The sequence below is a fragment of the Komagataeibacter rhaeticus genome (genome assembly GCF_003207855.1).
Classification (GTDB): domain Bacteria; phylum Pseudomonadota; class Alphaproteobacteria; order Acetobacterales; family Acetobacteraceae; genus Komagataeibacter; species Komagataeibacter rhaeticus.
This window is the reverse complement of record NZ_NKTZ01000016.1, coordinates 1-26011: the sequence shown is the minus strand read 5'-3', so window position 1 is coordinate 26011 and position 26011 is coordinate 1. Positions and strand designations below refer to the sequence as shown.

24 protein-coding genes and 1 pseudogene are annotated in these 26011 nt (G+C 59.3%); 21 read left to right on the top strand and 4 right to left on the bottom strand.

Annotation, left to right across the window (positions count from 1 at the left end; all coding sequences use genetic code 11):
* Nucleotides 1-44 precede the first annotated feature (44 nt).
* Complete coding sequence (locus tag CFR78_RS12630; RefSeq protein WP_408884606.1) at nt 45-2258, top strand: relaxase/mobilization nuclease domain-containing protein; 2214 nt, start codon at nt 45-47, stop codon at nt 2256-2258.
* Here CFR78_RS12630 and CFR78_RS12625 read toward each other — a convergent pair.
* Entirely contained in the window at nt 2250-3170 is a 921-nt protein-coding gene (locus tag CFR78_RS12625; RefSeq protein WP_220032405.1) for a LysR family transcriptional regulator, read from the bottom strand. The genes CFR78_RS12630 and CFR78_RS12625 overlap by 9 nt on opposite strands.
* Nucleotides 3171-3211: 41 nt before the next feature.
* Between CFR78_RS12625 and CFR78_RS12620 the strand changes: the two genes are divergently transcribed.
* From CFR78_RS12620 to CFR78_RS12610, 3 genes are all read left to right on the top strand, one after another.
* Entirely contained in the window at nt 3212-4186 is a 975-nt protein-coding gene (locus CFR78_RS12620; RefSeq protein WP_110581229.1) for a quinone oxidoreductase family protein, read from the top strand.
* Between the two features lie 133 nt (nt 4187-4319).
* Nucleotides 4320-5282 carry a LysR substrate-binding domain-containing protein gene (locus CFR78_RS12615; RefSeq protein ID WP_258366115.1) on the top strand — a complete coding sequence of 321 codons (963 nt, stop codon included), beginning with the start codon at nt 4320-4322 and terminating at the stop codon, nt 5280-5282.
* Nucleotides 5283-5327: 45 nt separating this feature from the next.
* Nucleotides 5328-5930: an isochorismatase family protein gene (locus tag CFR78_RS12610; RefSeq protein ID WP_110581227.1), complete on the top strand. Its 603-nt coding sequence runs from the start codon at nt 5328-5330 to the stop codon at nt 5928-5930.
* 23 nt (nt 5931-5953) lie between these two features.
* Here the strand turns inward: CFR78_RS12610 and CFR78_RS12605 are convergent, their stop codons facing one another.
* Nucleotides 5954-6178, bottom strand: a complete 225-nt coding sequence (locus CFR78_RS12605; protein ID WP_110581226.1) for a helix-turn-helix domain-containing protein — start codon at nt 6176-6178, stop codon at nt 5954-5956.
* Nucleotides 6179-6227: 49 nt separating this feature from the next.
* Nucleotides 6228-6512 carry a helix-turn-helix domain-containing protein gene (locus tag CFR78_RS12600; protein ID WP_110581225.1) on the bottom strand — a complete coding sequence of 95 codons (285 nt, stop codon included), beginning with the start codon at nt 6510-6512 and terminating at the stop codon, nt 6228-6230.
* A gap of 105 nt (nt 6513-6617) precedes the next feature.
* On the opposite strand from CFR78_RS12600, the gene CFR78_RS12595 reads away from it, so the two are divergent.
* From CFR78_RS12595 to CFR78_RS12520, 17 genes are all read left to right on the top strand, one after another.
* Entirely contained in the window at nt 6618-6914 is a 297-nt protein-coding gene (locus CFR78_RS12595; protein WP_110581224.1) for a DUF2285 domain-containing protein, read from the top strand.
* 118 nt (nt 6915-7032) lie between these two features.
* On the top strand, nt 7033-9021 hold the full coding sequence (locus CFR78_RS12590; RefSeq protein ID WP_110581223.1) for a conjugal transfer protein TraG: 1989 nt from the start codon (nt 7033-7035) through the stop codon (nt 9019-9021).
* A 2-nt stretch (nt 9022-9023) separates the two neighbouring features.
* Nucleotides 9024-9467, top strand: a complete 444-nt coding sequence (locus CFR78_RS12585; RefSeq protein WP_456305885.1) for a ribbon-helix-helix domain-containing protein — start codon at nt 9024-9026, stop codon at nt 9465-9467.
* A 172-nt stretch (nt 9468-9639) separates the two neighbouring features.
* A complete protein-coding gene (gene trbB / locus CFR78_RS12580) occupies nt 9640-10617 on the top strand; it encodes a P-type conjugative transfer ATPase TrbB (RefSeq protein ID WP_110581222.1) in 978 nt (325 codons plus the stop codon).
* Nucleotides 10614-10946 carry a TrbC/VirB2 family protein gene (locus CFR78_RS12575; RefSeq protein WP_110581221.1) on the top strand — a complete coding sequence of 111 codons (333 nt, stop codon included), beginning with the start codon at nt 10614-10616 and terminating at the stop codon, nt 10944-10946. The genes trbB and CFR78_RS12575 overlap by 4 nt, the downstream gene beginning before the upstream one ends.
* On the top strand, nt 10946-11221 hold the full coding sequence (locus tag CFR78_RS12570) for a VirB3 family type IV secretion system protein (RefSeq protein ID WP_110581220.1): 276 nt from the start codon (nt 10946-10948) through the stop codon (nt 11219-11221). The genes CFR78_RS12575 and CFR78_RS12570 overlap by 1 nt, the downstream gene beginning before the upstream one ends.
* Nucleotides 11222-11234: 13 nt before the next feature.
* Complete coding sequence (gene trbE / locus CFR78_RS12565) at nt 11235-13676, top strand: conjugal transfer protein TrbE (protein WP_110581219.1); 2442 nt, start codon at nt 11235-11237, stop codon at nt 13674-13676.
* Nucleotides 13673-14410: a P-type conjugative transfer protein TrbJ gene (trbJ, locus tag CFR78_RS12560; RefSeq protein WP_181417541.1), complete on the top strand. Its 738-nt coding sequence runs from the start codon at nt 13673-13675 to the stop codon at nt 14408-14410. Before trbE ends, trbJ begins: the two co-directional genes overlap by 4 nt.
* Nucleotides 14411-14415: 5 nt before the next feature.
* On the top strand, nt 14416-15831 hold the full coding sequence (gene trbL / locus CFR78_RS12555) for a P-type conjugative transfer protein TrbL (RefSeq protein ID WP_110581217.1): 1416 nt from the start codon (nt 14416-14418) through the stop codon (nt 15829-15831).
* Between the two features lie 5 nt (nt 15832-15836).
* Nucleotides 15837-16520 (top strand): conjugal transfer protein TrbF, encoded by a 684-nt coding sequence (gene trbF, locus CFR78_RS12550; RefSeq protein WP_110581216.1) that lies wholly within the window; start codon nt 15837-15839, stop codon nt 16518-16520.
* Nucleotides 16517-17518 carry a P-type conjugative transfer protein TrbG gene (gene trbG, locus CFR78_RS12545; protein WP_110581215.1) on the top strand — a complete coding sequence of 334 codons (1002 nt, stop codon included), beginning with the start codon at nt 16517-16519 and terminating at the stop codon, nt 17516-17518. The genes trbF and trbG overlap by 4 nt, the downstream gene beginning before the upstream one ends.
* The gene (locus tag CFR78_RS12540; RefSeq protein WP_110581214.1) at nt 17515-18711 is read left to right on the top strand and encodes a TrbI/VirB10 family protein; all 1197 of its coding nucleotides are present in this window, start codon (nt 17515-17517) and stop codon (nt 18709-18711) included. Before trbG ends, CFR78_RS12540 begins: the two co-directional genes overlap by 4 nt.
* On the top strand, nt 18708-18926 hold the full coding sequence (locus CFR78_RS12535) for a DUF2274 domain-containing protein (RefSeq protein ID WP_110581213.1): 219 nt from the start codon (nt 18708-18710) through the stop codon (nt 18924-18926). The genes CFR78_RS12540 and CFR78_RS12535 overlap by 4 nt, the downstream gene beginning before the upstream one ends.
* A gap of 231 nt (nt 18927-19157) precedes the next feature.
* Nucleotides 19158-20324: an AAA family ATPase gene (locus CFR78_RS12530; RefSeq protein WP_258366112.1), complete on the top strand. Its 1167-nt coding sequence runs from the start codon at nt 19158-19160 to the stop codon at nt 20322-20324.
* Nucleotides 20317-22812 carry a S8 family peptidase gene (locus CFR78_RS12525; RefSeq protein WP_110581211.1) on the top strand — a complete coding sequence of 832 codons (2496 nt, stop codon included), beginning with the start codon at nt 20317-20319 and terminating at the stop codon, nt 22810-22812. Before CFR78_RS12530 ends, CFR78_RS12525 begins: the two co-directional genes overlap by 8 nt.
* Before the next feature lie 162 nt (nt 22813-22974).
* The gene (locus CFR78_RS16055) at nt 22975-23847 is read left to right on the top strand and encodes a hypothetical protein (protein WP_146221290.1); all 873 of its coding nucleotides are present in this window, start codon (nt 22975-22977) and stop codon (nt 23845-23847) included.
* A 386-nt stretch (nt 23848-24233) separates the two neighbouring features.
* On the top strand, nt 24234-25601 hold the full coding sequence (locus tag CFR78_RS12520) for a hypothetical protein (protein ID WP_110581210.1): 1368 nt from the start codon (nt 24234-24236) through the stop codon (nt 25599-25601).
* 126 nt (nt 25602-25727) lie between these two features.
* Here CFR78_RS12520 and CFR78_RS16665 read toward each other — a convergent pair.
* Nucleotides 25728-26011 (bottom strand): annotated as a pseudogene (locus CFR78_RS16665) (hypothetical protein); the annotation flags it as partial.

Here is a 26011-nt window from a genome sequence, read left to right as displayed (position 1 = left end):
AGAGAGCAGAAAAGGGAGCGCAAGATTAAAGCGGACGGCACCCCATGGGTCCGATCCGCAGGGCAAGCCCTTGTCTGCACATTGTTTTGGGTGGCACCCCCTTTGAGGGGGTATGGTGCCGCGACAGGCGGCGAATCCCGTTTCCGCCCCGTTTTTCGCGGCACTCCTGCCTGTTTCTGGCAGTTTTTGGCGGATCGGCGGCCATGAGCGTGGGCGACGACAACTGGTTCCGCCCGAGGCCGGGTCGCATCCGCGCCGACACGCCGAAGGTCGGTCGTGCCAGGAGTTTTTTCACCAAAGTGCGGACGGTTACGCGCCAGCAGCAGGCGGCGAGTGGTGGGAGCGGACGCACCCGAGGTGGCGGTCCTAGCCATGCGCCGAGGGGAAAGGGAAGCATCGCGTCCGGACGTGGTGTACGGCGTGGACGCGGGGCGACCTTCGTGCGTGCCCGGAACCTCTCGAATGGCTGGAGTCATCGCCGACCAGGCAGTCGTCGCGTTGTCGTCAAATCCCGCTCCGTCCGGGCCGCCGGGCGGAATGGCAAGGCCGCCGCCCATCTTCGTTACATCCAGCGCGACGGCACCGCCCGAGACGGTGAGCGAGGGCGGCTGTATTCGGGAACCGAAGACCGCGCCGATGGCGACGCCTTTCTCGATCGTGGGCGCGATGACCGCCATCAGTTCCGCTTCATCGTTTCGCCAGAGGACGCCGGGGATCTTGCCGACCTGACGGGCTATACTCGCGACCTGATGGCGCAGGTCGGAGCCGATCTTGGCACGAAGCTCGATTGGGTGGCCGTTAACCACCATAACACCGGCCATCCGCATGTGCATGTCGTCGTTAACGGCTGTGACGATCTGGGCGAGGATCTGGTCATCAATGGCGATTATCTCGCCAACGGCATCCGAGAACGGGCAAGCGAACTGGTGATGCTGGAACTCGGCCCCGTCACCGAGATCGAGCAACGTCGCAAGCTGGTCGCCGAAATCGACCAGGATCGTTTTACTCGCATCGACCGGGCGATGCTAGCGGAGGCCGACGGCCGGTTTCTCGATGTGCGCCACGAACCTGATGATCCGCGCGGCCAGGCGGATCGGACGTTCCGCCTGCGCCGTCTTGGCAAGCTGGGCGATATGGGGCTCGCCACGGAGCGTGCGTCCGGCGTCTGGGAACTGAGCGAGCGGCTGGAGCCAACGCTGCGCGAGATGGGCGAACGCGGCGACATCATCCGCACGATGCAGAAGGCACTGCGGGCGGAGGGCGCCGAGCGTGACCCGATGAGCTTTGCGATCCATGATGCAGCACCTGCGACGCCGATCGTCGGTCGCGTCCTCGACAAGCATCTGTCGGATGAACTGGGTGAGGAACTGACGCTGGTGGTCGATGGGATCGATGGCCGCACGCATCATGTCGCCGGCATCGACCCGGTCCGCGTCGCGGAGGCACGGGTGGGCAGCATCGTCGAGATTGGCCCTCCTGATAGCGCCGGGCGTCCCTCCGATCGCGCGATTGCCAGCATCGCCGAGGGAAGCGTTTATCGGCCGAGCCGTCATCTGGAACAGGCCCGGTTCGAGGGGCGCGTGCCGGGCGGAGACTATGACGGTTTTGTCGCGTCCCATGTCCGGCGGTTGGAGGCCCTGCGCCGGGCCGGTATCGTCGAACGGATCGACGCAGATCAGTGGCGCATCCCCGATGATTTCGCCACCCGTGCTGCGGCCCATGATGCGGGGAGGGGCGGACGGGCCAGTGTCCGCGTCCTGTCGTCGTTCGATCTTGAAAGGCAGATCGGTGGGGATGGCGCGACCTGGCTGGACCGGCGGCTCGTCGGAGGTGCGGTGTCAGATCTGGCGCCTGCCGGCTTCGGGGAACAGGTGCGCGAAGCGATGGAGCAGCGGCGGGAGAGGTTGATCGGGCAGGGGGATGCGGTTCGCCGACCGGATGGGCGCGTCAGCTACCGGCGTAACCTGATCGCCACGCTTCAGAAGCGGGAGGTCGCCCGTGTCGGGGCGGAACTGGCGGCAACGAAATCCTCGCCGTTTCGGGCCGCCGCCGATGGAGAGAAGGTCAGTGGGATGTTCACTGGCACCGTACAGCTATCCAGCGGGAAATTCGCCATCGTCGAGAAGTCTCATGAGTTCACACTGGTCCCGTGGCGGCCGGTGATCGAACGCCGCCTCGGTCAGGAGGTGACAGGCGTTATACAGGGTGGATCGGTATCGTGGCAGTTGGGACGGGCTAGGGGATTGGGATTAGCTTGATGACGTAGCGGTCGGACATTGGCGGCTAATCGTTTGTGTTAAAAAGTCCATTGAAGCCCGAATTGCCGCAGAGCGTTTCAAATCGGGATAGGTCACAAGCCAGATGTCGCGGGTTGGTGGTGCCAGATTAGTTGCAAGGCGCACAAGTGCAGTATCATTGTCTCCCATGAAATGGGGTAAAACCACGGCTCCCAGACCAGCTCGGGCAGCCTCTTGCTGCCCGAACAAGTCGCTAGCTTGAAATACAATGGGGCGCCCTGCCAGCAGAGTCTTTAACCAAACTTGCTGTGTAATATGCTCTAATGCTGGATCATATCCGATGAATGTCCAGTCGGTAGATGGCTTCGTCGCAAATTCTGGTGTCGCATATAGCGCGAACCGCATTACCCCGATGCGTCGAATGAGCAGGTTAGGGTCTTGAGGCCGTGATAAGCGGATCGCAATCTCGGCTTCACCACGATCCAGTGCAACATTGTGGGAAGCTCCAGACAAAACGAGCGTGATACCAGGGTGCTCCCGATGGAAGCTCACGACATGCGGCGCAATAAGACGTGCGGCGACAGCGGGTGACGCGCTGACACGCACTGTTTCAACTGCAGAAGCAGAATATCCCTTCGCTTTTCGTTCGAGGGTCTGAATCTGGCCTGCGATTTGCTCTGTTAGGGCGGCAATCCCTTTTCCTTCCCGTGTCAGAGCCGTGCTTCGCGGTAGGCGTTCGATCAGTCGAAGGGACAGAGCCTTTTCAAGTGATGAGACGCGCCTTCCGACCGTTACGTGATCGACGCCCAGTTCACGTGCGGCGGCTGACAGAGAGCCAGCATGAGCGAGAACAGAAAAGAAGTGAAGATCTTGCCAATCGACCATAGGTGAATTTTTGCACAGGCAGGGTGAAAAGTTAAGGAGTTTTCTCACTGATCAAAATGTGGCTTTGTTCTCTGAAAAGGAGATTGATTATGTCAATAGCGATGGCCATGAAACATCCCGGTGGACCTGATGTTTTGCAAGAGATTGAGGTGGAGGTTCCAGAACCTACCAATAATCAAGTGCGTATCCGACAGTCTGTTATTGGTGTGAACTTCGTCGATATTTATCATAGGAACGGTCTTTATCCGATCAATTCTTATCCGGCGATTTTAGGGTTTGAGGGGGCAGGTACAGTCGAATCTGTCGGAGCGGACGTAACATCTCTGCGTCCCGGCGACCGGGTCGCTTATCATGGTGTGCCTATGGGAGCCTACACGGAGGTTCGCATATTGCCAGAGAGCCGTTTGGTAAAACTGCCGGACGGAATTTCCGAACGAGTAGCTGGAAGCACCATGTTACGTGGTCTTACTGCCCATATGCTTTTGCATAAGGTTCGTGCCGTGCAGCCTAATGATTGGATTTTGGTACACGCAGCGGCAGGTGGGTTGGGTCAACTGGTGACGCGTTGGGCAAAACGTCTTGGCGCGAACGTGATTGGAACTGTTGGTTCCGAGGGCAAAGTAGAGCGCGCAAAGGATGCTGGCGCTGACGAAGTACTGCTACATGGCCAGAGTGATTGGACCGAACGAACCCGAACCATTGCGGAAGGAAAGGGCGTACATCTGGCAATTGATGGTATAGGCGGCTCCATGCTGGCTCAGACCTTGAGTGTAGTCCGTCCGTTTGGAATCGTAACAAGCCTTGGTCAGCCAGCAGGCCCGATCCCGCCAGTCCGCGTGGAAGAGCTCGGCTTTGCTCGCTCAATAGGGTTAGCGCGCCCTAGTTCGATGGCATATGCAAACGACCCAGAATTATATCGGCGTGGCTGTGCTGATCTGTTCGCTGCCTTACAGGCAGGTCTAATCAATCCCGTTGGTGCAGAATATCCGTTGCGTGACGCTGCTCGTGCGCAGAGTGATCTCGAAAGTGGTCGGACAACCGGTAGCGTTATTCTTGTGCCGTAAATTGTAAGAAACCATCGAGTAAAAGGTAGATCTGTTTTTCATATTATTCCGATGTATAAAAGTATGTAATAATATGCGGCGGATACGGCATGTTTCCAGAATGACAGGTCTAGCAAGTGGCAGGATACCGCTTGTGACGCTCATTCAGCTTCTTTCTGTTGCCGAACATCTGAACTTCCGGCATGCGGCCAACGCGCTTGGTGTCACGCAATCGAGCGTCAGCACCCGGATCAAGGCACTAGAAGAGACGCTGGGCATTGTCCTGTTCGAGCGACGTCATCGCGGCGTCCGGCTGACCGAGACCGGACGCCGTTTCGTCGCCGAGGTGTCGGCAGGTATTGAGCAGATCGATCATGCCGTCAGAACGGCTGGTGCCGTTTCCGATGGTAAATTGGGGCGGCTCACGATTGGGCTGAATGGCTCGATAGCGACAGGGTTTCTTGCCGATTTGCGTCGGCGCTACAGCGCAGCCCACCCGGCAATCGAGCAGAGCATCATTGAGGGACCATCGTCACATACCCTCGCCATGATACGCGACGGCAAGCTTGATGTCGCCTTTATCATCAATGTCGCCGATGTGTCGGACTGCCATAGCCGGCACCTTTGGAACGAGGCCCTGATGATTGCCTTTCCTGCCGCGCATCCGCTCGCAGCTCTGGAAACCCTCGCCTGGGCAGATATCGTCAAGGAGACCTTTCTCGTCCGGCAGGGTGGAGCAGGGCCGCAGGTTTTCGAGCATATTGTGCGGCGCGTGGCAGAGCATGGACGATCGCCGCGTCTCCATCGGCGTGACGTCGGACGGGATACTCTGATGCATTTGGTCGCGGCAGGAGAGGGGATCACGCTGACCCATGAGGCGGGCAGCCATGTGCCATTCCCCGGCGTCGTCTTCCGTCCGATCAACGACGAAAACGAACAGGCCCGGTTCAGCGCCGTTTGGTCGCCTCAAAACCGCAGCCCTGCGCTGCGTAATCTTCTGGATCTCGCCACGCACATGAGTCGCCTGGATGGTTTGGCCATGCGCGGTCAAACCATGACATCATCGTTTTCAGCCACAACGACGGGAAATCGCACAACGGGCGGCGTACGTTTATGAAGCGCCAGTCTTTCAAAACAGCCTGTTACCAGGAGGAAAATCCCCATGCCCCTCGAAACCTTCCGCCAGATCTACGGTCTCGACGACAGCCCGTCACAGCTCGACCGGTCAGTACTGATCCTGATCGACATACAGCGCGAATATCGCGACGGACGGGTGCCGCTTGCCAATGTCGATGCGGCAGCGGATGAGGCCGGGCGGCTGCTTGACCTTGCGCGGCGCAACGGCGTTCCGGTCATCCATATCGCCCATGACGCGGGACCAGGCGCTCCTGCCTTCGCCAGCGATGGACCATATCGTGATTTTCTGCCGCAGGTGACGCCCCGCGAAGGGGAGACGGTTCTGTTCAAAACTCACGCTAATGCGTTTATCGGCACCGGGCTCGCGGACCGGATCAAGAAAACGGGTCGGAACGAGGTCATCATCGCCGGCGATACGGTGGGAGTCTGCGTCTCCACCACCGCTCGCGCGGCAGCGGAGGAATACGGCCTGCGCGTGACCCTGGTGGCGGACGCTATTGCCGCACGCGATGTCGCCGATCCGCTAGGCGGGACGATCGCGGCCGAAACCGTGCGTCGCGTCGCCTTGGCCGAACTGGCGGATATGTTCGCCGTTGTCGTGAAGGATAGCACCGCGTGGAAGGACTGAGGGCGTCTTTTCCCCTCAACCGGTCAGCGCGGGCTGGCCGGGACAGCTTTCAATAACGCGCCCGGTTCTACGTCCAGTGCCTCTGCAATCTTTCCCAGGACCGTAACGCTTGCCGACACGTTCGCGCGTTCGATCGCCCCGACATAGCGGGTGCTTAGGCCGGCGCGATCGGCCAGCTCTTCTTGCGTCATGTCCCTGTCATGACGCATCCGACGCAGGTTGACCGCCATGACCTCCTTGAGGTCCATGCCATCATCGAGACCTGCGTCAGAACGATCGTTCCAGGAATGATCGTTCCTATTCGTCCCAACCCGTGGTATTGTCCCCGTCCGGTGGGGACTTTTCCGTGCCGTGTGCGAGACGGACGAGAAGATCCGCGCTGGAAACGCCAAGGGCGGCTGTTATGTCCACGAATTCGATGACATCGATTCGTCGCTCGCCATTCTCATATTTGGCGACGAAGGATTGGGGTTTGCCGAGTGCGGCCGCCAGCTCCGCCTGCGTCATACCCGCGGTCTTGCGCGCTTCTGTAAGGAGCGATTGGAGCAAAAGCTGTCGGGGTGTGCGCAGGGATTTCTTCATGCGGAATGGCTCTCCGGCAGGGAGGGGAGCCGTTCCGATAATCCTGATTCAGGATTATCCCATTTTGGGATATGATTGACTGCAATCCTGCTGGAGGGCTGTCGGATGACAGCAAGACCCGAACTGGACCCTGATGTCGATGACCTGGCGCCGACCGTGCCGGAGATCACGACCTATGACGAAGTGCATTTCATCACCTATCTCCGCCTGCTTGATGCCGAGGCGGATCGGGCCGAATGGGCGGACGTGGCGCGGATCGTGCTGCATCGCGATCCAGCGGACGCAGAGCGCACGCGCATCTGCTGGGAAAGCCATCTTGCCCGTGCGAGGTGGATGACGAAAATCGGCTACCGGAAGATTCTCGAACAGGCGGTGATCGACGCCCGCGCAACCCGGCACTGACCGTCCTTTTTCTACGCCATGGTATCCGGCAGTACGATCGCGACTCATTATAGATTGCCTGCCGTCGGGTCGCCCCTTCTCTGATCGGTTTCATTTCCCCAAGCCGATTGGAGCCCCGATGTCCGGAAGCCGTGTCCTGTGGGGGCAGGTCGCCCTCGTCCTGCTGATCGTGTTCGTCGCCCTCTGGAGTGCCACGGAGTGGACGGCCTGGCGCCTGGGCTTTCAGGCCCAGCTTGGTGCCCCCTGGTTCCTGGTAGCGGGCTGGCCGTTCTACGATCCGCCGGCCTTCTTCTGGTGGTGGTATTTCTACGACGCCTACGCCCCGTCGATTTTCGTGACGGGCGGATATATCGCCTCGTCCGGTGGAGTTATCGGCTGCGTTGTTGCCATCGTTTTGTCCATCCTCCGGGCGCGGGAAGTTCGGAATGTCGCCACATATGGTTCGGCCCGCTGGGCGGATGCTGCCGAGGTGAAGCAGGCAGGACTGCTCGACCCCGACGGCGTGGTTCTGGGCTGGTGGGATCAGGACTATCTCCGGCATAACGGCCCCGAGCACGTCCTGTGCTTTGCGCCGACCCGCTCGGGCAAAGGTGTCGGGCTGGTCGTGCCAACACTGCTGACCTGGCCGGGCTCGGCCATCGTTCATGACATCAAGGGCGAGAACTGGGGGCTGACCGCCGGATTTCGTGCCCGGCACGGGCGCGTGCTGCTGTTCGACCCGACCGATCCGTCATCCTCGCCCTACAATCCGCTGCTGGAGGTCCGGCGGGGTGACAGGGAGGTACGCGACGTCCAGAACATCGCCGATATCCTGGTCGATCCCGAAGGCGCGCTGGATCGACGCAACCATTGGGAGAAGACCTCGCACTCTCTGCTGGTGGGTGCGATCCTGCACGTTCTCTATGCCGAATCAGACAAGACGCTGGCCGGTGTCGCCAATTTCCTCTCCGATCCCAAACGGCCGGTGGAGGCGACGCTGCGTGCGATGATGTCCACGCCGCATCTCGGCAAGGCGGACGTGCATCCCGTCATTGCCTCGTCGGCGCGTGAACTGCTGAACAAGAGCGACAACGAACGATCGGGCGTGCTGTCCACCGCCATGTCGTTTCTGGGTCTCTATCGCGACCCCGTGGTGGCAAAGGTGACGGCACGATGCGACTGGCGCATCGCGGATCTCGTGTCCGGCGGCCAGCCCGCCAGTCTCTATCTCGTTGTGCCCCCATCCGACATTGCCCGCACCAAGCCACTGATCCGGCTGATCCTGAACCAGATCGGCCGGCGGCTGACGGAGGATCTGCATGTCGCCGCCCATCGGCACCGGTTGCTGCTGATGCTCGATGAGTTTCCCGCTCTCGGCCGGCTCGATTTCTTCGAGAGCGCGCTGGCGTTCATGGCGGGATATGGGATCAAATCCTTCCTGATCGCGCAGAGCCTCAATCAGATTGAAAAAGCCTACGGCGCGAACAACAGTATTCTCGACAATTGTCATGTCCGCGTCGCCTTTGCCACCAACGACGAGCGCACCGCCCGGCGTGTGTCGGATGCGCTCGGCACCGCGACCGAGATGCGCGATTCCACCAATTATGCCGGCCATCGGCTATCGCCCTGGCTCGGGCATCTCATGGTCTCGCGACAGGAAACGGCACGACCGCTGCTCACGCCCGGCGAAGTGATGCAGCTTCCGCCGAGCGATGAACTGCTTCTGGTCGCGGGCGTGGCCCCCGTCCGCGCGAAGAAGGCACGCTATTATGAGGATGCCCGGTTCATGGAGCGTGTCCTGCCGCCCCCGGCCGCCGGAACGCAACGCCCGTCCGCGCCTCCGTTCGATGACTGGTCGGCGCTGGAGGTGGGCGCTCCATCAGGAGGGCCAGAACCGGGTGGGAACACGGGCGCCGACGGAGATCCCGCCAATGCCGGCATCCGCCGCGAACCGGAATTGCCGGAGCGTGAGGACGTCGTGCCGCCCGAGCATCCGGGCGTGCAGGAGTTCGATGTGCTCGACGACGAGCCGGATGTCGATGCCGCCAGGGCGCACGCCATACGCCAGCAGGCCCGCTCGGTCGCCCGTCAGGCGACAATGGACCCGGCTGATGGCCTTGATTTGTGAGGATGCCCATGTCGAGTAAGACCCGCATGAACGTGTATTTCGAGCCCGAGCTTCTGAAGCAGGTCGAAGCGCTGGCGTTGCGGCGCAACGTCTCGAAATCGGCGGTGATCGAGGCCGCTGTCGCGTCCTTTCTCTCGGCTGACGCCTCCGAGCGACTGGAGGCAGTGTTCGCCCGTCGCATGGACAGGATCGACCGCCAGATCGCCGGGATGGATGAAGACCTCGCCATTATGGGCGAGACGCTGGCACTGTTCATCCGCTTCTGGCTGACCGTCACTCCGCCATTGCCTGACAGCGCCCAGGCGTCGGCCAGGGCGAAAGGTGTCGAGCGGTTCGAGGGTTTCCTGCAATCGCTCGGGCGGAAACTGGCGACCGGAGATCGCTTTCTCAGAGAACTGTCGCGGGACATCGACACGCGGCGTAATGGTGGTGAAAACCCCCAGTAATCGTCAGATTGCGTGGGGTTGCCGCAAGGATTCGTCAATCCCGCCGATTACCGCCGTTTTTGCGCGATGACCGCACGGTGCGCGATAGTTGTTGAACCGAGCCGAAATGGCCCTCTTTTAATTATCCCCATGTGGGGACCATCTGTTCCGGTCCCGTTCGAGCGGGGATCAGATGGCGCTTTCGCAACATAATTCGGAAAGTCAGGCACGCGGCATTTCCATGCTGCGCACGGCGATGGGGCTGGCGATCGCGGGACACCTTGCTGATCCTTCCGTGGTCGAGGTGATGCTCAATCCCGACGGGCGGCTATGGATCGACCGGCTGTCCGAGGGGCTGTCCGACACGGGCGAGACGATCGCGCCCGCCGATGCGGAGCGCATTGTGCGGCTGGTGGCGCACCATGTCGGGGCGGAGGTGCATGAGGGAATGCCCCGCGTGTCGGCGGAACTGCCGACCGGCGAGCGGTTCGAGGGATTGCTTCCGCCCGTGGTCACGGCCCCGAGTTTTGCGATCCGCAAGCCCGCCGTCGCGGTCTTCACGCTCGACGATTATGTCGCTGCCGAGATCATGGCAGAAGGGCAGGCGGCATATCTTCGCCAGGCAGTTGCGGACCGTAAAAACATCTTGGTCGCGGGTGGCACATCCACGGGTAAGACCACCCTAGTCAACGCCCTGCTGGCCGAGGTCGCGAAAACCGCCGACCGGGTCGTGCTGATCGAGGATACGCGCGAACTGCAATGCGTGGCGCCCAATCTGATCGCCATGCGCACAAAAGACGGTGTCGTCACCCTGTCCGAACTGGTGCGGTCGGCCCTGCGCCTGCGGCCCGACCGCATTCCCATCGGCGAGGTGCGCGGTCCTGAGGCGCTCGACCTCCTCAAGGCATGGGGCACGGGTCATCCCGGCGGGATCGGCACGCTGCATGCTGGCACCGCCATCGGCACCCTGCATCGCATGGAGCAGTTGATCCAGGAGATCGTGGTCACGGTGCCCCGCGCGCTGATCGCCGAGACGATCGACGTCATCGCTGTCCTGTCCGGGCGGGGCACGCAGCGTCGGCTGTCCGAACTCGCCATGGTGGACGGGCTCGACCCCGTCACAGGTGCCTATCGCATTCATTCAATCGATACCGATGGAGAATTCCAATGACCCTCACGCTGTTGCGCGTGCGTCGGCACGCGCCTGTCGTCTCTGCCATGCTGCTGTTGTCCATCGCATGGTGTTCCTCGGCCCTGGCGTCCGGGTCGGACATGCCGTGGGAGGAACCACTCAACCAGATTTTGGAATCCGTGCAGGGACCGGTGGCGCGCATCGTGTCGGTGATCATCATCACCGTGACCGGTCTGACCCTGGCCTTCGGCGAAACATCCGGCGGGTTTCGCCGCCTGATCCAGATCGTCTTTGGCCTGTCCATCGCTTTTGCCGCGTCCAGCTTCTTCCTTTCCTTCTTCTCCTTCTCCGGGGGAGCACTGATCTGATGGCGGGATATGACGATGACGCGGTGCCGGGCTTCCATGTCCCGGTGCATCGCTCCCTGACCGATCCGATCCTGTTGGGCGGGGCGCCACGGACGCTGGCGATCGCCAACGGCACGCTGGGGGCGGCGATTTCTCTGGGTCTCCGCCTGTGGCTGGTCGGGGCCGTGTTCTGGATCGTAGGGCACAGCCTCGCGGTCTGGGGGGCGAAACGCGATCCACTGTTCGTGGAAGTCGGGCGGCGGCATCTCCGCTATCCCGCCTGGCTGCGGGCGTAGGGAGGGCAGCGCAATGATGTCCCTTGGTGAATATCGCAATCGTGCGGCACTTCTGTCGGATTTTCTGCCCTGGGCGGCGCTGGTCGAAAAAGGCGTTGTCCTGAACAAGGACGGTTCGTTTCAGCGCACCGCAAAAATTCGCGGTCCCGATCTGGATTCTGCTACCTCGGTTGAGCTTGTGGGCGTGACTGGTCGCCTGAACAACGCCCTGCGCCGCCTGGGCTCCGGCTGGGCCGTGTTCGTGGAAGCTCAGCGGGTGCCAGCGACAGTGTATCCCGAGAGCGATTTCCCGGATGCGGCCAGCCAAATGGTCGATTTGGAGCGCCGGGAGCAGTTCGAGGACGAGGGCGCGCATTTCGAGAGCCGGTATTTCCTCACTCTGGTCTGGCTGCCACCGGCGGAATCATCAGGCCGTGCCGAGCGTTTTCTCTATGAGGGGAGGGAGCGTGAGGGGCCGGACCCGCACGGCATGCTCCATTCGTTCGTGGATCGCTCCGACCGGATGCTTGCCCTGCTGGATGGTTTCATGCCCGAGGCAGCCTGGCTGGATGACGGCGAGACGCTCACTTATCTGCACAGCACTATTTCGACGAGGAACCAGCGGGTTCGCGTTCCGGAAATCCCCATGCATCTCGACGCCCTGCTGGTGGATCAGCCTCTGGTCGGTGGTCTGGAGCCGAAACTTGGCGACGCCTATCTGAAAACCCTGACCATCACGGGTTTCCCCAGTCGCACTTTCCCCGGAATTTTGGATGACCTGAACCGGCTGGCCATGCCCTATCGCTGGTCCACCCGTGCCATCCTGCTCGACAAGACGGATGCGACGAAGGTTCTGACGAAAATCCGTCGGCAGTGGTTTGCAAAACGCAAGAGCATTTCCGCCATTGTCCGCGAAGTCATGACCAATGAAGCATCCATTCTGGTGGACAATGACGCAGCCAACAAGGCGGCGGATGCCGACCTCGCGTTGCAGTCCCTCGGTGCTGACGATGTGGGCCAAGCCTATATCACTGCCACGGTGACGGTGTGGGATAGTTCCGCGTCCATAGCGGCCGAGAAACTGCGGCTGGTCGAAAAGATCATTCAGGGGCGCGACTTCAGCTGCATGATGGAAAGCCTCAATGCGGTGGAAGCATGGTTGGGATCTTTGCCGGGGCATGTCTACGCCAACGTCCGCCAGCCGCCGGTCTCGACTCTGAATCTGGCGCATATGATCCCGCTCTCTGCCGTCTGGGCGGGGCCGGAACAGGACGGGCATTTCAGGGCTCCGCCGCTGTTCTACGGAAAAACGGCGGGGGCGACACCATTCCGGTTTTCCCTGCATCTCGGCGATGTCGGTCATACGCTGATCGCAGGACCGACAGGAGCGGGCAAATCCGTCCTGCTGGCGCTGATGGCGTTGCAGTTCCGCCGCTATGTGGGATCGCAGATTTTCGCCTTTGATTTTGGCGGGTCCATGCGGGCGGCAACGCTGGCGATGGGTGGGGACTGGCATGACCTCGGCGGTGGTCTGACCGAGGAGGATGCCGCTGGAGAACAGGGTAGCGGTGTATCACTCCAGCCGCTGCTTCGGATTGACGATCCTGACGAACGCAAATGGGCCAGCGAATGGCTGGGGCAGATCCTTGTTGGCGAGGGCGTGGCGCTGACGCCGGACGTCAAAGCCCATCTCTGGTCGGCCCTGAATTCCCTTGCGTCATCGCCCGGCCATGAACGCACGATTTCCGGTCTGGTGGCACTTCTCCAGTCCAACGCCTTGAAGCAGGTGCTCGCACCCTACTGCCTCGGCGGCCCCTATGGCCGTCTGCTGGATGCGGACGCCGAGCGACCGGGTGATGCCGATGTGGTGGTGTTCGAAACCGAGGGCTTGATCGGCTCGGGCGCGGCGTCATCCGTGCTGTCCTACCTGTTCCATCGGATTGAAGGCCGTCTGGACGGCCACCCGACGCTGCTGGTGATCGACGAGGGCTGGCTGGTCCTGGATGACGGGGATTTCGCCGGGCAGCTCCGAGAATGGCTGAAAACCCTGCGTAAGAAGAACGCCAGCGTCATCTTTGCCACGCAGTCCCTGTCCGATATCGCCAATTCTCCGATTGCGCCGGCTGTAGTGGAAAGCTGCCTGACGCGGATCTTCCTGCCGAACGAGCGGGCTATTGAGCCGCAGATCATGGCGCTCTATCGCGATTTCGGCCTGAATGACCGGCAGATCGCGATCATCGCCCGTGCGGCGTCCAAGCGGGAGTATTACTGCCAGACGCAGCGGGGGAACCGGCTGTTCGAACTGGGACTCGGGCCGGTCGCACTCGCCCTGTGCGCGGCGTCGGGCAAGGACGATCACAGGCTGATTGATGCGGTTTTGGCGGAACATGGGCGGGACGGTTTTCTCCCTGCCTGGTTTGACGCGCGTGGCGTGTCATGGGCGGCAGACCTTCTACGGGAAGGGAGCATGCCATGAGATGTCGTCTGATTCCTGCCGTCATGGTCATTGCTTTTACGGCTTCCGCTGCCCCGGCTGCCCATGCCCAGTGGGCGGTTTATGACGGGGCGAACCATGTCGAGAACGTGCTGATCGCAGCACGCACGCTCCAGCAGATCGACAATCAGATCACATCGCTGGCCAATGAGGCCCAGATGCTGGTCAATCAGGGCCGTAATCTGGCGAGCCTGCCGCTGTCGACATTGTCGACGTTGCAGTCAACGATTTCCCAGACGACGGCTCTACTCGCTCAGGCGCAGAACATCGCCTACAGCGTCCAGTCGGTCGAGCAGCAATACCAGCAAGCGTACTCGTCCGTGTCCTCTGGCATGTCCGACAGCGCCCTGTTCAGCCAGGCGCAGACGCGGTGGCAGAATTCCGTGGGTGGGTTCGAGGATGCCCTGAAGCTTCAGGCGCGGGTGGTAGGAAATATCCCGACCGACAGTTCGGCCATGACGCAACTGGTTTCGGCCAGCCAGACGTCAACCGGGGCGTTACAGGCGGCACAGGCGGGAAACCAGCTTATGGCCCTGCAATCCCGGCAATTGTCCGACATCCAAGCCGAACTCGCCGCCAATGGCCGCGCCACAGCCCTGCAACAGGCGCGCGATGCCGCGACGGAAGCGGAAAGTGACGCGCAGTATCAGCATTTTTCCCAACATGATGCCTATGTGCCCGGCGCAGTGTCCATGTTCGGCAGCAGCGGGAATTGACCGCCATGGCGATGGGCAATGTGGGCGTTATCGACACTTTCCTGAATACCTTCACCACCACCATCGACAGCGGCTTCGGTCTGGTGAAGGGGAATGTGATCTCACTGGCCGGAACACTGTCCGTGCTGGACATGGTACTGGCTGGCCTGTTCTGGGCATGGGCTGCGGATGAGGACATCATACAGCGTCTGGTGAAAAAGACGCTGTATATCGGATTCTTTTCCTTCCTGATCAGCAATTTTTCCAGTGTGTCGAAGACTGTCTTTGATAGTTTTGCAGCCCTTGGCCTGAAAGCCGGTGGCGGCAGTCTGGCACTCGGAGACTTCCTGCGGCCCGGCCGACTGGCTTCCACCGGTTTTGATGCGGCCCAGCCCTTACTGGACTCTGTCCACAATCTGCTCGGCCCTGTCGCGTTCTTTACGAATTTCATCCAGATCTTCGTGCTCTGCCTGTCCTGGCTGATCGTGCTGGCGGCGTTCTTCATTCTCGCCGTGCAGCTCTTTGTCGCGCTGATCGAGTTCAAGCTGACCACGCTGGCAGGCTTTGTGCTGATCCCGTTCGCCTTGTTCAACCGCACCGCTTTTCTGGCCGAAAAGGTGCTGGGCAATGTCGTGTCATCGGGCGTGAAGATCATGGTGCTGGCGGTCATTTCCGCCATTGCGTCCGTTCTGTTCGCCCAGTTCTCAACCTCCTACGGCAGCGACGTTCCCACGATCGGGCAGTCCGTTTCGGTGGTGCTGGCGTCACTTTCAATCGTCGGCTTGTCCATTTTTGGCGGCAGCATTGCCAACGGGCTGATCTCCGGCGCGCCACAGCTTGGGGCGGGCGCCGCCGTCGGCACCGGCATGGCGGTTGGCGCGATGGGGGCAACGGCCGTGGCTGGCGTTGGAGCGGTTGCCTCTGGTGGGGCCGCGGCCGTGGGCGCGACCGCTGCCGCCGCGCGTGGCGGAGCTGCGATCGCCGGTGCGGCTACCACCGCATACTCCGTTGGCGCTGCCGGGCAAACCGGTGCTGCTGGTATGGCCGCAGCGGCTGGCAACGTGGGTCGTGCTGCCGGTGGCGCGGCAGTCAACGCCGTCAAGGGCAAAGCAGCCTCCGCCGCGTCATCCCTGAAGGACAGCTATGCCGCCGGCAGCCAATGGGCGGCGCGGGGCATGGGGGGCGGGAAGGGTGGTGGCGAAACCGGTGGACCTGAAGGCGGTGGATCGTCGCCGTCTGACGGTGGTGGTCCCACAGGTGGCGGACCTGGCGGCGATGGTCCGTCAGGTGACGACGGTGGCGGTTCTGGTGAGCCGCCGCGCTGGGCGCGAAATATGAAGCGCCGCAACGCCGCGACCCATGCCGCCGAAGCCGCGCATGTCATCCGCTCGGCCGATGGCGGTGGCGGAAGTTCCAGCATTGATCTCTCGGAAAAGGAATGAGGACGATGTTCCGTCGCTCCACCAGTCGTTACGGGACCACCCCCGAACCGGTCACGCCCTATCAGAAGGCAGCGCAGGCGTGGGATGAGCGGATCGGCTCCGCCCGTGTGCAGGCGTGCAACTGGCGGCTGATGGCCTTTGGCTCCCTGTTCCTTTCGGCCGGGCTTGGGGTCGGGCTGGTCTGGCAGTCTATGCGCGGCACCGTTGTACCATGGGTGGTGCAGGTCGATCGGCTGGGTCAGGCGCAGGTCGTGGTTCCCGCAACAGCGAGCTATACGCCCACCGATCCGCAGATCGCCTGGTATCTGGCGCAGTTTATGCAGGATGTACGCTCGCTGTCGTCGGACGCCGTGGTGGTCCGGCATAACTGGCTGCGCGCCTACGATTATACCACTACGTCCGGCGGCGTATCCTTGAACGATTATGCGCGCCTGAATGATCCGTTCTCGCGGATTGGCCGTGAGCAGGTCGAGGTCGATGTGTCGTCGGTCATCCGGGCTTCTCCCGGAAGTTTCCGTGTCGCCTGGACCGAGCACCATTACCGCGATGGCGCTTTTACCGGCACCGAGCGCTGGACCGCCATCGTGTCGGTTGTTCTGCGCACGCCCCGCGATGCAGATCATCTGCGGAAAAACCCGCTCGGAATTTACGTCTCCGGCATCAACTGGTCGAAGGAGCTCGGACAATGATCCGCATGGTCATGCGCGCCGTTCCACTGGCGCTGCTCACCCTGTCCGCCTGCGCGGGGCAGTATCATCCGCCCGTCATCCGCTACGATGATGCGGCCCAGGCGACACGCCAGCCCGATCCACCGAAGCCTGTGCAGTTCGTGGAAGTCCCGAAAATCCTTCCCCTGCCGGGCCAGCTCAAGCCGCTTCCACCGTTACGGCGCGTCCACTTCGCACCCGAAGCGGCCGATCCCGCCGTGCGCGTGACCCAGGCCAATCTTGCCGCCCGCATCCAGCCGACGCGGGCCGGGTTCATCAATGCCGTGCAGGTCTATCCCTATTCTCCGGGCGCCCTCTATCAGGTTTATACCTCGCCCGGCGAAATCACCGACATCATGCTCCAGCAGGGTGAAAAGCTGGTCGGTACCGGGCCGGTTGCCGCCGGTGACACGGTGCGCTGGATCATCGGTGATACTGAGAGCGGTGCAGGGGCAGTGAAGCGCATTCATATCCTGGTCAAGCCGACCCGCCCGGACCTGACCACCAATCTGATCGTCAATACCGATCGGCGGACGTATATGGCCGAACTGCACTCCACGCCAGCGACATACATGGCGTCGGTGTCCTGGGACTACCCCGAGGACGATCTGATTGCCCTGCATCGGCAGGACAGTGCGGCCGATGACGCAAGCCCAGTGGACGCAGGGCTGGACCTGAACGCACTGAATTTCCGTTATGCTATTCAGCCGGTGAAAGGAGGCACGCCGCCCTGGCTGCCCAGCCGCGCTTTCGATGACGGGCGGAAGGTCTATATCGCCTTTCCGTCGGGGATCGGGCAGGGGGAACTGCCGCCGCTCTTTGTCCTAGGGGCGGATGATGGCCCGGAACTGGTCAATTATCGGGTTCGGCAGAACTGGATGATCGTCGACCGCCTGTTTGCCGCCGCCGAATTGCGCCTGGGTGACAAGCATTCCGAACAGCGTGTGCGGATCGTGCGCACGGATGGCAGGAAGTCATGAGCGGCGCGGAAGAACGCCGGGATGAGGACGGGGGCGCTACCGGCGACGGGAGCGCAACGGGAGCGGGGTCGTCCCCAGATCTACGGCTGCGCGCGCAGCGTCCGCCGGTCGTAAAGCTGTCGCGCCCCGTCATCTGGACTCTGGGGGCGGTTGGGATGCTCGCCATCGGTCTCGCACTGGGTTACGCGCTGCAAGGCAACACGCCAAAAGGGCCGGTTCAGGCAGCACAGGATACCGACGCGCGGGCCTCGGCCGACGGGCTGTCGGCTTTGCCCAGCGACTATACCAATGTACCGAAGCTGGGGCAGCCTCTGCCCGGTGATCTGGGCGGGCCGATCCTCAATGCGCAGCGGCAGGGACGTGCGGGGCCGGTTCCCGGCATGGGGAATCGTCGCGGCGACCAGGAGATCGAAGCCGCGCGCACCAGCAGGCTCTTCGCGCAGGTCGAGGTGCGGGAGGCTCAGAGCGCGCAGACGGTGCCGGTCTCGGCACAGGCCACGTCCGGAGCGCAGGCATCATCGGCAGGAACCGACCAGCAGGCTGGCAATCGCGCCTTTCTTGCGGGCCAGCCCGATCGTGTGACGGTGAGTCCCGACCGGATTATGCCGCCCGCGTCCCCTTATATCCTTCAGGCAGGGACCGTCATCGCCGGAGCATTGAATACGAAAATCAGCTCCGACCTGCCGGGCCAGATCGTGGGCCATGTGACTCAGAACGTCTATGACAGCCCGACCGGGCGCTATCTCCTGATCCCGCAGGGCAGCACCCTGTTCGGAGTCTATAACAGCAGCGTCTCCTTCGGGCAGCAGCGGACCCAGATTATCTGGACGCGTCTGATCTTCCCGAACGGCGAGAGCTTAGTAATGGAGAAACTGCCCGGCGGTGACGCGGCCGGTCAGTCCGGCCTTTCCGATGAGGTGAACAACCATTGGGGCCAGCTTTTCAAAGCCGCGCTGGTCACTACCCTGCTCAGCGTCGGCTCCGAAGCCGGGACGTCATGGAACGAGAACAACCTGATGCAGGCCATCCGTAGCGGTGCCAGCAATGGTTTCTCCATGGTCGGCAATCGTTTGATTGACCGTAGCCTCAACGTTCAGCCGACGCTGAGAGACCGGCCCGGCCTGTCGTTTACGCTAATTCTGAATCGCGACCTTATCCTCAAGCCCTGGAAAGAGAAGGAATTCCGACCATGACGAAGCTGAAGCTCGGTCCGATAGAGAACAACAAGCCCGTGAAGGTCACGCTGGAACTGCCAGCCACCTTACATCGTGATCTTGCCGCCTATGCCGAAATTTTGGGTCGCGGAACCGGGCAGGCCCCCGCTGATCCCGTGCGTCTCATTGTGCCCATGTTGGAGCGTTTCATGGCTACGGATCGAGGGTTTGCGAAGGCAAGAAAGATAAATTGAACATCAGATAAAAAACCGACGAACGATGGTCGGCCTTATAGCGCTGCAACCGCTGGGGATGAAATGCAACAAAATTCCCATGTACGCATCTAATTTTCTATTTCGCGCAACAAAGTTCGTTGACGAGCAACGGAGGATGGTGTAGATGCATCATGTAATCGAGATTTTGCATCAGATCGGGTTTTGCGCATGGAACACTTCTCAATCATTCAGGCGCTTTGCAGGTCGGCTATGGCCGACCCTTCAGCAGCCCTGCGTAAGCAGGTCGAACGACTGCGTGATGCACTGACTAAGGATGGTGAGGAAAAACAGGCTGCGTCGCTTACGGGAATTCTAAAGGCTGCGGAACGTTTGAAGGAAATAACCCCCAGTCGGATTGAGCGGTCCCGTGCATATCTTTCGGGAGAAACACTTGGTCGAAACACTCCCGTGCCGGTTGATCGTGAGACGGCTGCGCCTCTGGCGGAGATTATTTTTCCGGGAGAAATTGACGGAACTGCGCCCCTTTTTAATGCCACCGTATCGCAAGCCATTGGTACGATAGTTGATGAATGGACAAATTTTGAGGCGCTCGCGACTGTAGATATTCTTCCCGCCAAGACCTGTCTGATTTATGGCCAGCCAGGGACGGGTAAGACCCGGTTGGCTTTTTGGATTGCACGTAAGCTCGATCTTCCTGTCGTTCTTGTGAAACTTGATGGTCTTGTGTCATCATTTTTGGGAACGACGGCACGAAATATTGGGAATTTATTTACATTTGTTAATCGATATCGTTGCATCTTGCTCCTTGATGAATTTGATGCCATCGCGAAAGTTCGTGACGATCCACAAGAGGTCGGCGAGATCAAGCGTGTTGTGAATGCGTTGCTCCAAAATTTGGATGTAAGGCAGAATATCGGTTTCACGATTGGCATTACCAATCATCCAAAATTGCTTGATCCGGCAGTATGGAGACGCTTCGAAATTCAGCTTGAGATTCCTACTCCTGATTTTGAAGTGAGGAAGGCCATTGCTGCTCATTTTATGCCGCCAGTAAAAGCCCCGGATAGCCATCTTCGCATGATCGCATGGTTTACTGAAGGTTCGACTGGAGCCGAGATTGAATCACTGGTTCGCACATACAAAAAGGCAACAACGGTGCGAGAAGAGGATCGACCGGGTTTGCTGGATACGCTGCGACAGTTCGCAACACTCAATGCAGCGCGTATTCAAAGTGAGCGTCGCGCACTGCTATTCGGTGAACCAGTTCATCTCTTCAGGGCCATGCGTGATGATCCCATCCAGGGGTTTTCAATGGCCGATATCGGCGACATCGCAGGCAAAGATAAATCGACTGTCAGCCGGTGGCTTGGCCGTCAGGCCAACGCAGCAGACGATAAGGAAGTGACGCATGGCTAGTCCCATTCAAATCGTCCTCAATCCCGAAAATTTCGAGGAAGCGCGTGAGAGCGGCGGTGGGGGTGGTCGCAAAGATTTCTATGCGAAGCGCGATCGTGAGTTCAGTGCCCATAAAGCTGCTCTTATGGGGCAGATCGACACGATCTCAGGAGTTCTTGCCTCGCAGTCCCAAGGGCCAATTGGCTATGTCAAAGTCACCTTAAAAAAGGAGGCTTGGGCTAAAAGCCATCGGCCCGTCGGAGCACTTTTTCGACCAGATCGCGTACCGGTCGTTGGCGGTGGAGATCTGGGGGTAATGATCGTTGAAGGTAGTCCCTCCGGGCTGGCTCAGGTTAAAACTGAGATCGCAAAGGCCGAAACACAGACGCGTATGCGGTTAGATGACAAGACGGGAAAAGAAGTTCCTCACCCGTCAGTGCAGAAAAGTGAAACTGGCGCGATCGAGCGGCTCGATCTGTATGGAGCATCCGATAAACGGCGTTTTTCCGTGGAAGAAGCTGTTGCTTGGCTCTCGAAGCCGCTCACAGGGAGTGCATACGAGGTAGAACTGTTTAATGTTCTACCTCCACGGTCAGAGTGGGACCGTCTTAATGCTTCACACCGTCGCTTGGTTGAGAGCTTCATTCAGGGCTTTATTTCTCTTGGATACAGTATGTCGGTTGAACGGCTACCAAGCTGGCAGCATCGACTTCCGGTATTGGCTGTTCGTTTGGATCAGGCGGGCGACGGGGCCGTGCTGCGTTTAACTGGCCCAACAACTGAACGTCGGGAATTGGCACCTTTCGATTCAGATATCCAACGTCACACACAGCTTCTGGAGTTTCTCGACAATCACCCGTTGGTGAGGCGTATCGAGTTGCCTGGTATGGTTGTGCGCTCGGAGCAGCCTTCTGCTTCCAACCGAGCACGCCCTACACATATGGACTTGCCCGTGCGCGATACCCGGCGAACTCATCCGAGGATTGGTATCATTGACGGTGGGATTAGTCCCGCGCTGGCAGACTGGGTTATAGATCGGTGGGATATTCTGGCAGATGAAGACAAGGATCTTTCCCACGGTACATTTATTGGTGGCCTTGCGGTAGCTGGGGCCAGTCTTAACGGTACAGAAACTTGCCCTGAACCCGATGGCGCGGAGCTTATTGATCTCGCGATTTTTCCAAATCAACAGAAAGCAACAGCTTTCCCTTCATATTACGCGGGTGGTCTACCGCAGTTTTTTGATGAGTTGGATGCATCTGTTGCAGATGCACGCGCTCGTTTTGGCGTCCGCGTATTTAATATGAGCTTGAATATTCTTCAGCCTACAACTCCCGATCGATATAGTCCGCATGCTATTCGTCTTGACCGCATCGCTGAAGAAAACAACGCCGTCGTGTTTGTATCAGCCGGCAATATTCAGCCACAAGATATGCGACCGGAATGGCCAGCAGATCCATCGACTGCGCTGTCAAACTTGGCGATAGCCAGAAATGATAATTTGCTTCTTCCGGCAGAGAGCGCCCGTAACGTGACAGTGGCGGCTCTTAATCCTCCTGGTGCAAACGGATGTTTGCCCTTTGCCCCGGCACGTTACAGCCGCCGAGGGCCTGGTCTGCGTTCTGGTGTAAAACCTGATCTCGCCCATGTTGGAGGCTCTGGCACACCGCACTCAATACTTGGTCATGGCCTGTTTTCCGTTCTTCCTGATGGTACGATCGTCGATGGTTGCGGTACCAGCTATGCCGCTCCATTGGTGGCAAAAACGGCGGCTGTCCTCGATCATGCAATCGAGGGTGAGGTATCTCGGGAAACCTTAATCGGATTGCTGGTTCATAATGCAGAAATTCCGCAACCATTACGACCAAAACCACTTCTGCCTGTTGCACGGCATTTGGTCGGTTTCGGGATGCCACCTTCGGCTCAGCAAATCTTGGAAACAGACGACCATTCAATTACCTTGGTTTTCGCGTCTCGTATTCAACTTGGGCAGCAAATCAATTTTAGATTTTCGTGGCCAGCATCTCTGGTAACCCCTGAAGGTAAGTGTCGAGGGCATGCCAAACTTACGCTGGTGTCCACGCCTCCGCTGGATGCACGGTTTGGTTCAGAATTTGTTCGGGTTAACGTCAATGCAGCACTTCAGCAGGAGCAGGAAAAAAGTTGGAAGGGTAGGCTCGATCCTCTTTATCTTCCTTCTTCGCGAACATCACCCGCAGTGGAGTCTGTGCTCATTGAGCACGATTTAAAATGGAGCCCCGTAAAGGTCTTTGAAAAAACCTTTCCGCGCGGAGTGGGGCCTTCCTCGAACTGGCGGTTATTTGTGGAATATTTAACGCGGGCAGGGGAGATCATGCCGGAGGGTGGTGTACCGTTTACCGCTATTCTCACCATTAGTGATCCTGGTGGGGAAGGGACCGTGTTCAACGATATGCGCCAGAGTCTTCAGGCTATAGGCACTCAGATCGCAGATATTCGCACGGCCGCCCGTATTACACCGCGTGTTTGATCAGGAGATATCACGTCCAGAGTGAGTTCTTTAAATAGCAACGACAATGTTTGTGTGTATTGGGCGGCATAGGTAATCACCTAACCTAGCTACCTCTCTGTAGCGCGATATTTCGTGTGCTCCTGCGTTACAGCTAGATACGACAAAAGAGAATGAAAGCCGATGAACGAATATTCCGCTGACAACTCTAATTTGCAGAAACAATATAAGAACATTCGACAAGCGCTAGCTTTGGCAGCGTCTATAGCGGTGCCGACGGGTGGGGCAGCATTGATCCTCTACGGCTTAGAGAATGGCTGCTTCCCGGATATGGCGCAGAATCTGTCACTTCTCAATCTAACAGTTATTGGTGCGGTGACGATCATCATTATCACTGTGGCTCTACTCTATGGAATGATCTGTAGTGCATGGCTGGTCATGCTGATCGTTGCTTGGCGACGAACGCGGCGTGGCACACATATTCTGCTTCCACCGGGTAAGTTCGATCGAGTGATCCTCGGGCTTGGTTCGTTCTCGTGTTTCTTACTCTTCGGTATATTGGTAGCTTGTAGCGTAGCAGGGGTACTGGATCATGATATTGCCTATCTATTTGGATATTTTATGATAGTGGGCTTCATAACCATGGCTATTATCGATCCACCCGATGGAAAATGGGTAACAGCAGGCAAGCTAAGCTGGGTCGCAGCCATGGCGGCGATAGGCATGTTAGCAGCCATGCCACACACACTCTCGCCGCTTATGAATCTCGTCATGTCAGTCATGGAATATCGCTCTAGCGGTTCTGAGGCGGTAATCGTCGATAATGATGCTTACCAACAACTCGTTAATCGTTTGGGCCTTTATGGCCGGAAGCCAGACGCATGTGCAATTAAGCTCGGTACACGTCCCATGTGGTACTTGACCCATGGTCAAGTCGTTCTTCGTGGGATCGGTAATAAGACCTTAATTACCGCAGATCCTACATTATCGGTCCTGTCCCTACAGCCAACACAAGTTATTACTCTACCCCGACATGGTCTTGAGAATTGTAATTAGGTCTCATTTTTTTATAAAATTCAGGGATTTATTAAGGATATAGCGTAGAGAGTTATTATAAAATATTAATGTTGTTTATAAATTATATCTTCGTCTGAAGTGACTGTCGGTATCGGTGTTTGCGTGCCCCCGCAACCATACGTAAGCGTCCGAAAAGACACAAAAACTCGCCCCCACAAAGGCGGGTTTTTTGTTGCCCAAAATCCCACGCAGGAAACACATAGGAAACAGACGAAAAGGTAATCGGGCGCAGTTTTGTCTACTTTCACAAATGCGTGATTTAAGAGCGAGGCACCCTGTCGCCTGTTTCGGGGTATCATTCCAGGCTTGTCGAGTCAGGACAGTCTGCCCTTCTGCTGTCCGTATCAGGAGACGCACGAGCAGCCATGGCCGCAGACGAACTCACGGGACTGATCCATTATCTCGGTCAGGAGGACTGGCAGGAGTGCTTTGGCGAAGTGCTCGGCGATCACATCGGTCCGGCGCTGGAAGCGGGCGACATCTCCTTCGAGGATCTGGCGGAGATGATCGGCCCTGACGTTGCCATGACGCTGTGGGGCTGCGCTTTCGAAGATTTTCTCGGGCAGGACTGGGACGATGGCCGGAACTTCGTCGACGTTTATCTCAAACGGCGGGGCTGGAAGGAAGGGCCGCGCAACAGCGCCTACATGCGTGCCCTCAAGGCTTCGGTCATGAGCCTGTATGAAGTCTCGGATATCAAACCCGGCCAGAGCCTGATGGCGCGTGACCTGCTGCGGGGTGGGGAACCCGTTCTGGTGTATGAAGGCACGGCTACCCGGGCGCTGGAACAGTGGGACCGGATTGCAGCACGTCTCGTGCCGTCCGATGGAAAGACCATTCTGGCAGGTGGGCTGCTCGCCTATTCACGGGGTGCCTGCGAAGATCTGGCTGCGAACCTTTACAGGGCTCTGCGGAAAAGACGGGGCAAGGCCGAGTTTCCAAAAGTCGATACGCAGACGCTGCATGAACTTGCGCCGATGTTCACGCTGACCTGGCTGTTTCGGACACTGGAGGACATGGCCCGGCAGATGGAGGGGCCAGCGCTGTTCAATGGGGACGGAGAGGATTTGGTCTTCCACGAAGTGTGTTTCCCGCTGGCAAAGGGCGTGACACAGAAGACAGTGGCGGACGTGCTTGACGGGGTCATGGCCCTGCGACCGGAAAACCGGTCATTCTGGAACTGGCTGAAAGAGCCGAGTAATCCCGTGGGCAAGGCTGGACGGGATGAAAACGGACGGTTCCTGCATACAGAGATGGATGATGGCGCCATCGTGCTGGGCACGCTGGATCTGAAGGGGCGGCAGTTGCGGCTGCAGGTGAACTCGAAAGAGCGTGCCGAACGTGGCCGTGCCATGCTGCAGGCTGGTCTGGGGGATCTCGTGCGCGCTCCGCTCACGCAGATCATGACGCCGGTGCAGGCGGTGGAAGACCGGGGGGCGCATGGACGGGAGGTCTCGCCAGAACTGCAGATCCCGCCCGAGGAGGAAGCCCGGATTATTGGGCAGATGCTGGAGCGGCACTATCGGCAGGTGCTTGATGAGCCTGTTCCGGCCCTGGGGGATATGACGCCGCGTCAGGCCGTCCAGGCAGCCTCAGGGCGTAAAAAGGTGGCCATCTGGTTGAAGGATATCGAAAACACTACGGTCCGCGCCCAAGGGAGTGGCGGTGCCATGGCTGCCTACGATTTTGGGTGGATGTGGCGCGAACTCGGAATCATCAGGCTTAGGAAATAGTCCGCTTACGCCCTCATGGAGGACACCCAAGCGGTTATGACAGTTGCTCGAAAGCCGACATGAAGTCTCCATTACTCCGCTGGCAACCCTTTGAGATATATCCGGTGACGTTTTCGCCAGTTTCGCCTATTTGGACGAGGTCAACTTGCCCTTGACCCCATCAAACAGACGTTCGAGCATGAGACGCTGCCGGCCATTGATCGATTGACCGGCCAAATTCTTCCAGAAACGGCCTTTCTCGATGACTTTTCCAGAACCAGTTCGCACGATCAAAGGCGAGATCCAGAGCCCCTCAGAAGCCACTACATCCTCTAGTGTCCTGATTCTGAAGTTTCGCTGATTTTGGTAGTACGGAGGCAGAATCGCTTGACGGCCTGCAGGATGTCGTCGGCGGATCTGGTCCATTTGAA

Coding starts and splice junctions, on each gene's coding strand:
- CFR78_RS12630 (WP_408884606.1), top strand. CDS start 45: ATGGGTCCGATCCGCAGGGCAAGCCCTTGTCTGCACATTGTTTTGGGT.
- CFR78_RS12620 (WP_110581229.1), top strand. CDS start 3,212: ATGTCAATAGCGATGGCCATGAAACATCCCGGTGGACCTGATGTTTTG.
- CFR78_RS12610 (WP_110581227.1), top strand. CDS start 5,328: ATGCCCCTCGAAACCTTCCGCCAGATCTACGGTCTCGACGACAGCCCG.
- CFR78_RS12605 (WP_110581226.1), bottom strand. CDS start 6,178: ATGGACCTCAAGGAGGTCATGGCGGTCAACCTGCGTCGGATGCGTCAT.
- CFR78_RS12600 (WP_110581225.1), bottom strand. CDS start 6,512: ATGAAGAAATCCCTGCGCACACCCCGACAGCTTTTGCTCCAATCGCTC.
- CFR78_RS12595 (WP_110581224.1), top strand. CDS start 6,618: ATGACAGCAAGACCCGAACTGGACCCTGATGTCGATGACCTGGCGCCG.
- CFR78_RS12590 (WP_110581223.1), top strand. CDS start 7,033: ATGTCCGGAAGCCGTGTCCTGTGGGGGCAGGTCGCCCTCGTCCTGCTG.
- CFR78_RS12585 (WP_456305885.1), top strand. CDS start 9,024: ATGCCCATGTCGAGTAAGACCCGCATGAACGTGTATTTCGAGCCCGAG.
- trbB (WP_110581222.1), top strand. CDS start 9,640: ATGGCGCTTTCGCAACATAATTCGGAAAGTCAGGCACGCGGCATTTCC.
- CFR78_RS12575 (WP_110581221.1), top strand. CDS start 10,614: ATGACCCTCACGCTGTTGCGCGTGCGTCGGCACGCGCCTGTCGTCTCT.
- CFR78_RS12570 (WP_110581220.1), top strand. CDS start 10,946: ATGGCGGGATATGACGATGACGCGGTGCCGGGCTTCCATGTCCCGGTG.
- trbE (WP_110581219.1), top strand. CDS start 11,235: ATGATGTCCCTTGGTGAATATCGCAATCGTGCGGCACTTCTGTCGGAT.
- trbJ (WP_181417541.1), top strand. CDS start 13,673: ATGAGATGTCGTCTGATTCCTGCCGTCATGGTCATTGCTTTTACGGCT.
- trbL (WP_110581217.1), top strand. CDS start 14,416: ATGGCGATGGGCAATGTGGGCGTTATCGACACTTTCCTGAATACCTTC.
- trbF (WP_110581216.1), top strand. CDS start 15,837: ATGTTCCGTCGCTCCACCAGTCGTTACGGGACCACCCCCGAACCGGTC.
- trbG (WP_110581215.1), top strand. CDS start 16,517: ATGATCCGCATGGTCATGCGCGCCGTTCCACTGGCGCTGCTCACCCTG.
- CFR78_RS12540 (WP_110581214.1), top strand. CDS start 17,515: ATGAGCGGCGCGGAAGAACGCCGGGATGAGGACGGGGGCGCTACCGGC.
- CFR78_RS12535 (WP_110581213.1), top strand. CDS start 18,708: ATGACGAAGCTGAAGCTCGGTCCGATAGAGAACAACAAGCCCGTGAAG.
- CFR78_RS12530 (WP_258366112.1), top strand. CDS start 19,158: ATGGCCGACCCTTCAGCAGCCCTGCGTAAGCAGGTCGAACGACTGCGT.
- CFR78_RS12525 (WP_110581211.1), top strand. CDS start 20,317: ATGGCTAGTCCCATTCAAATCGTCCTCAATCCCGAAAATTTCGAGGAA.
- CFR78_RS16055 (WP_146221290.1), top strand. CDS start 22,975: ATGAACGAATATTCCGCTGACAACTCTAATTTGCAGAAACAATATAAG.
- CFR78_RS12520 (WP_110581210.1), top strand. CDS start 24,234: ATGGCCGCAGACGAACTCACGGGACTGATCCATTATCTCGGTCAGGAG.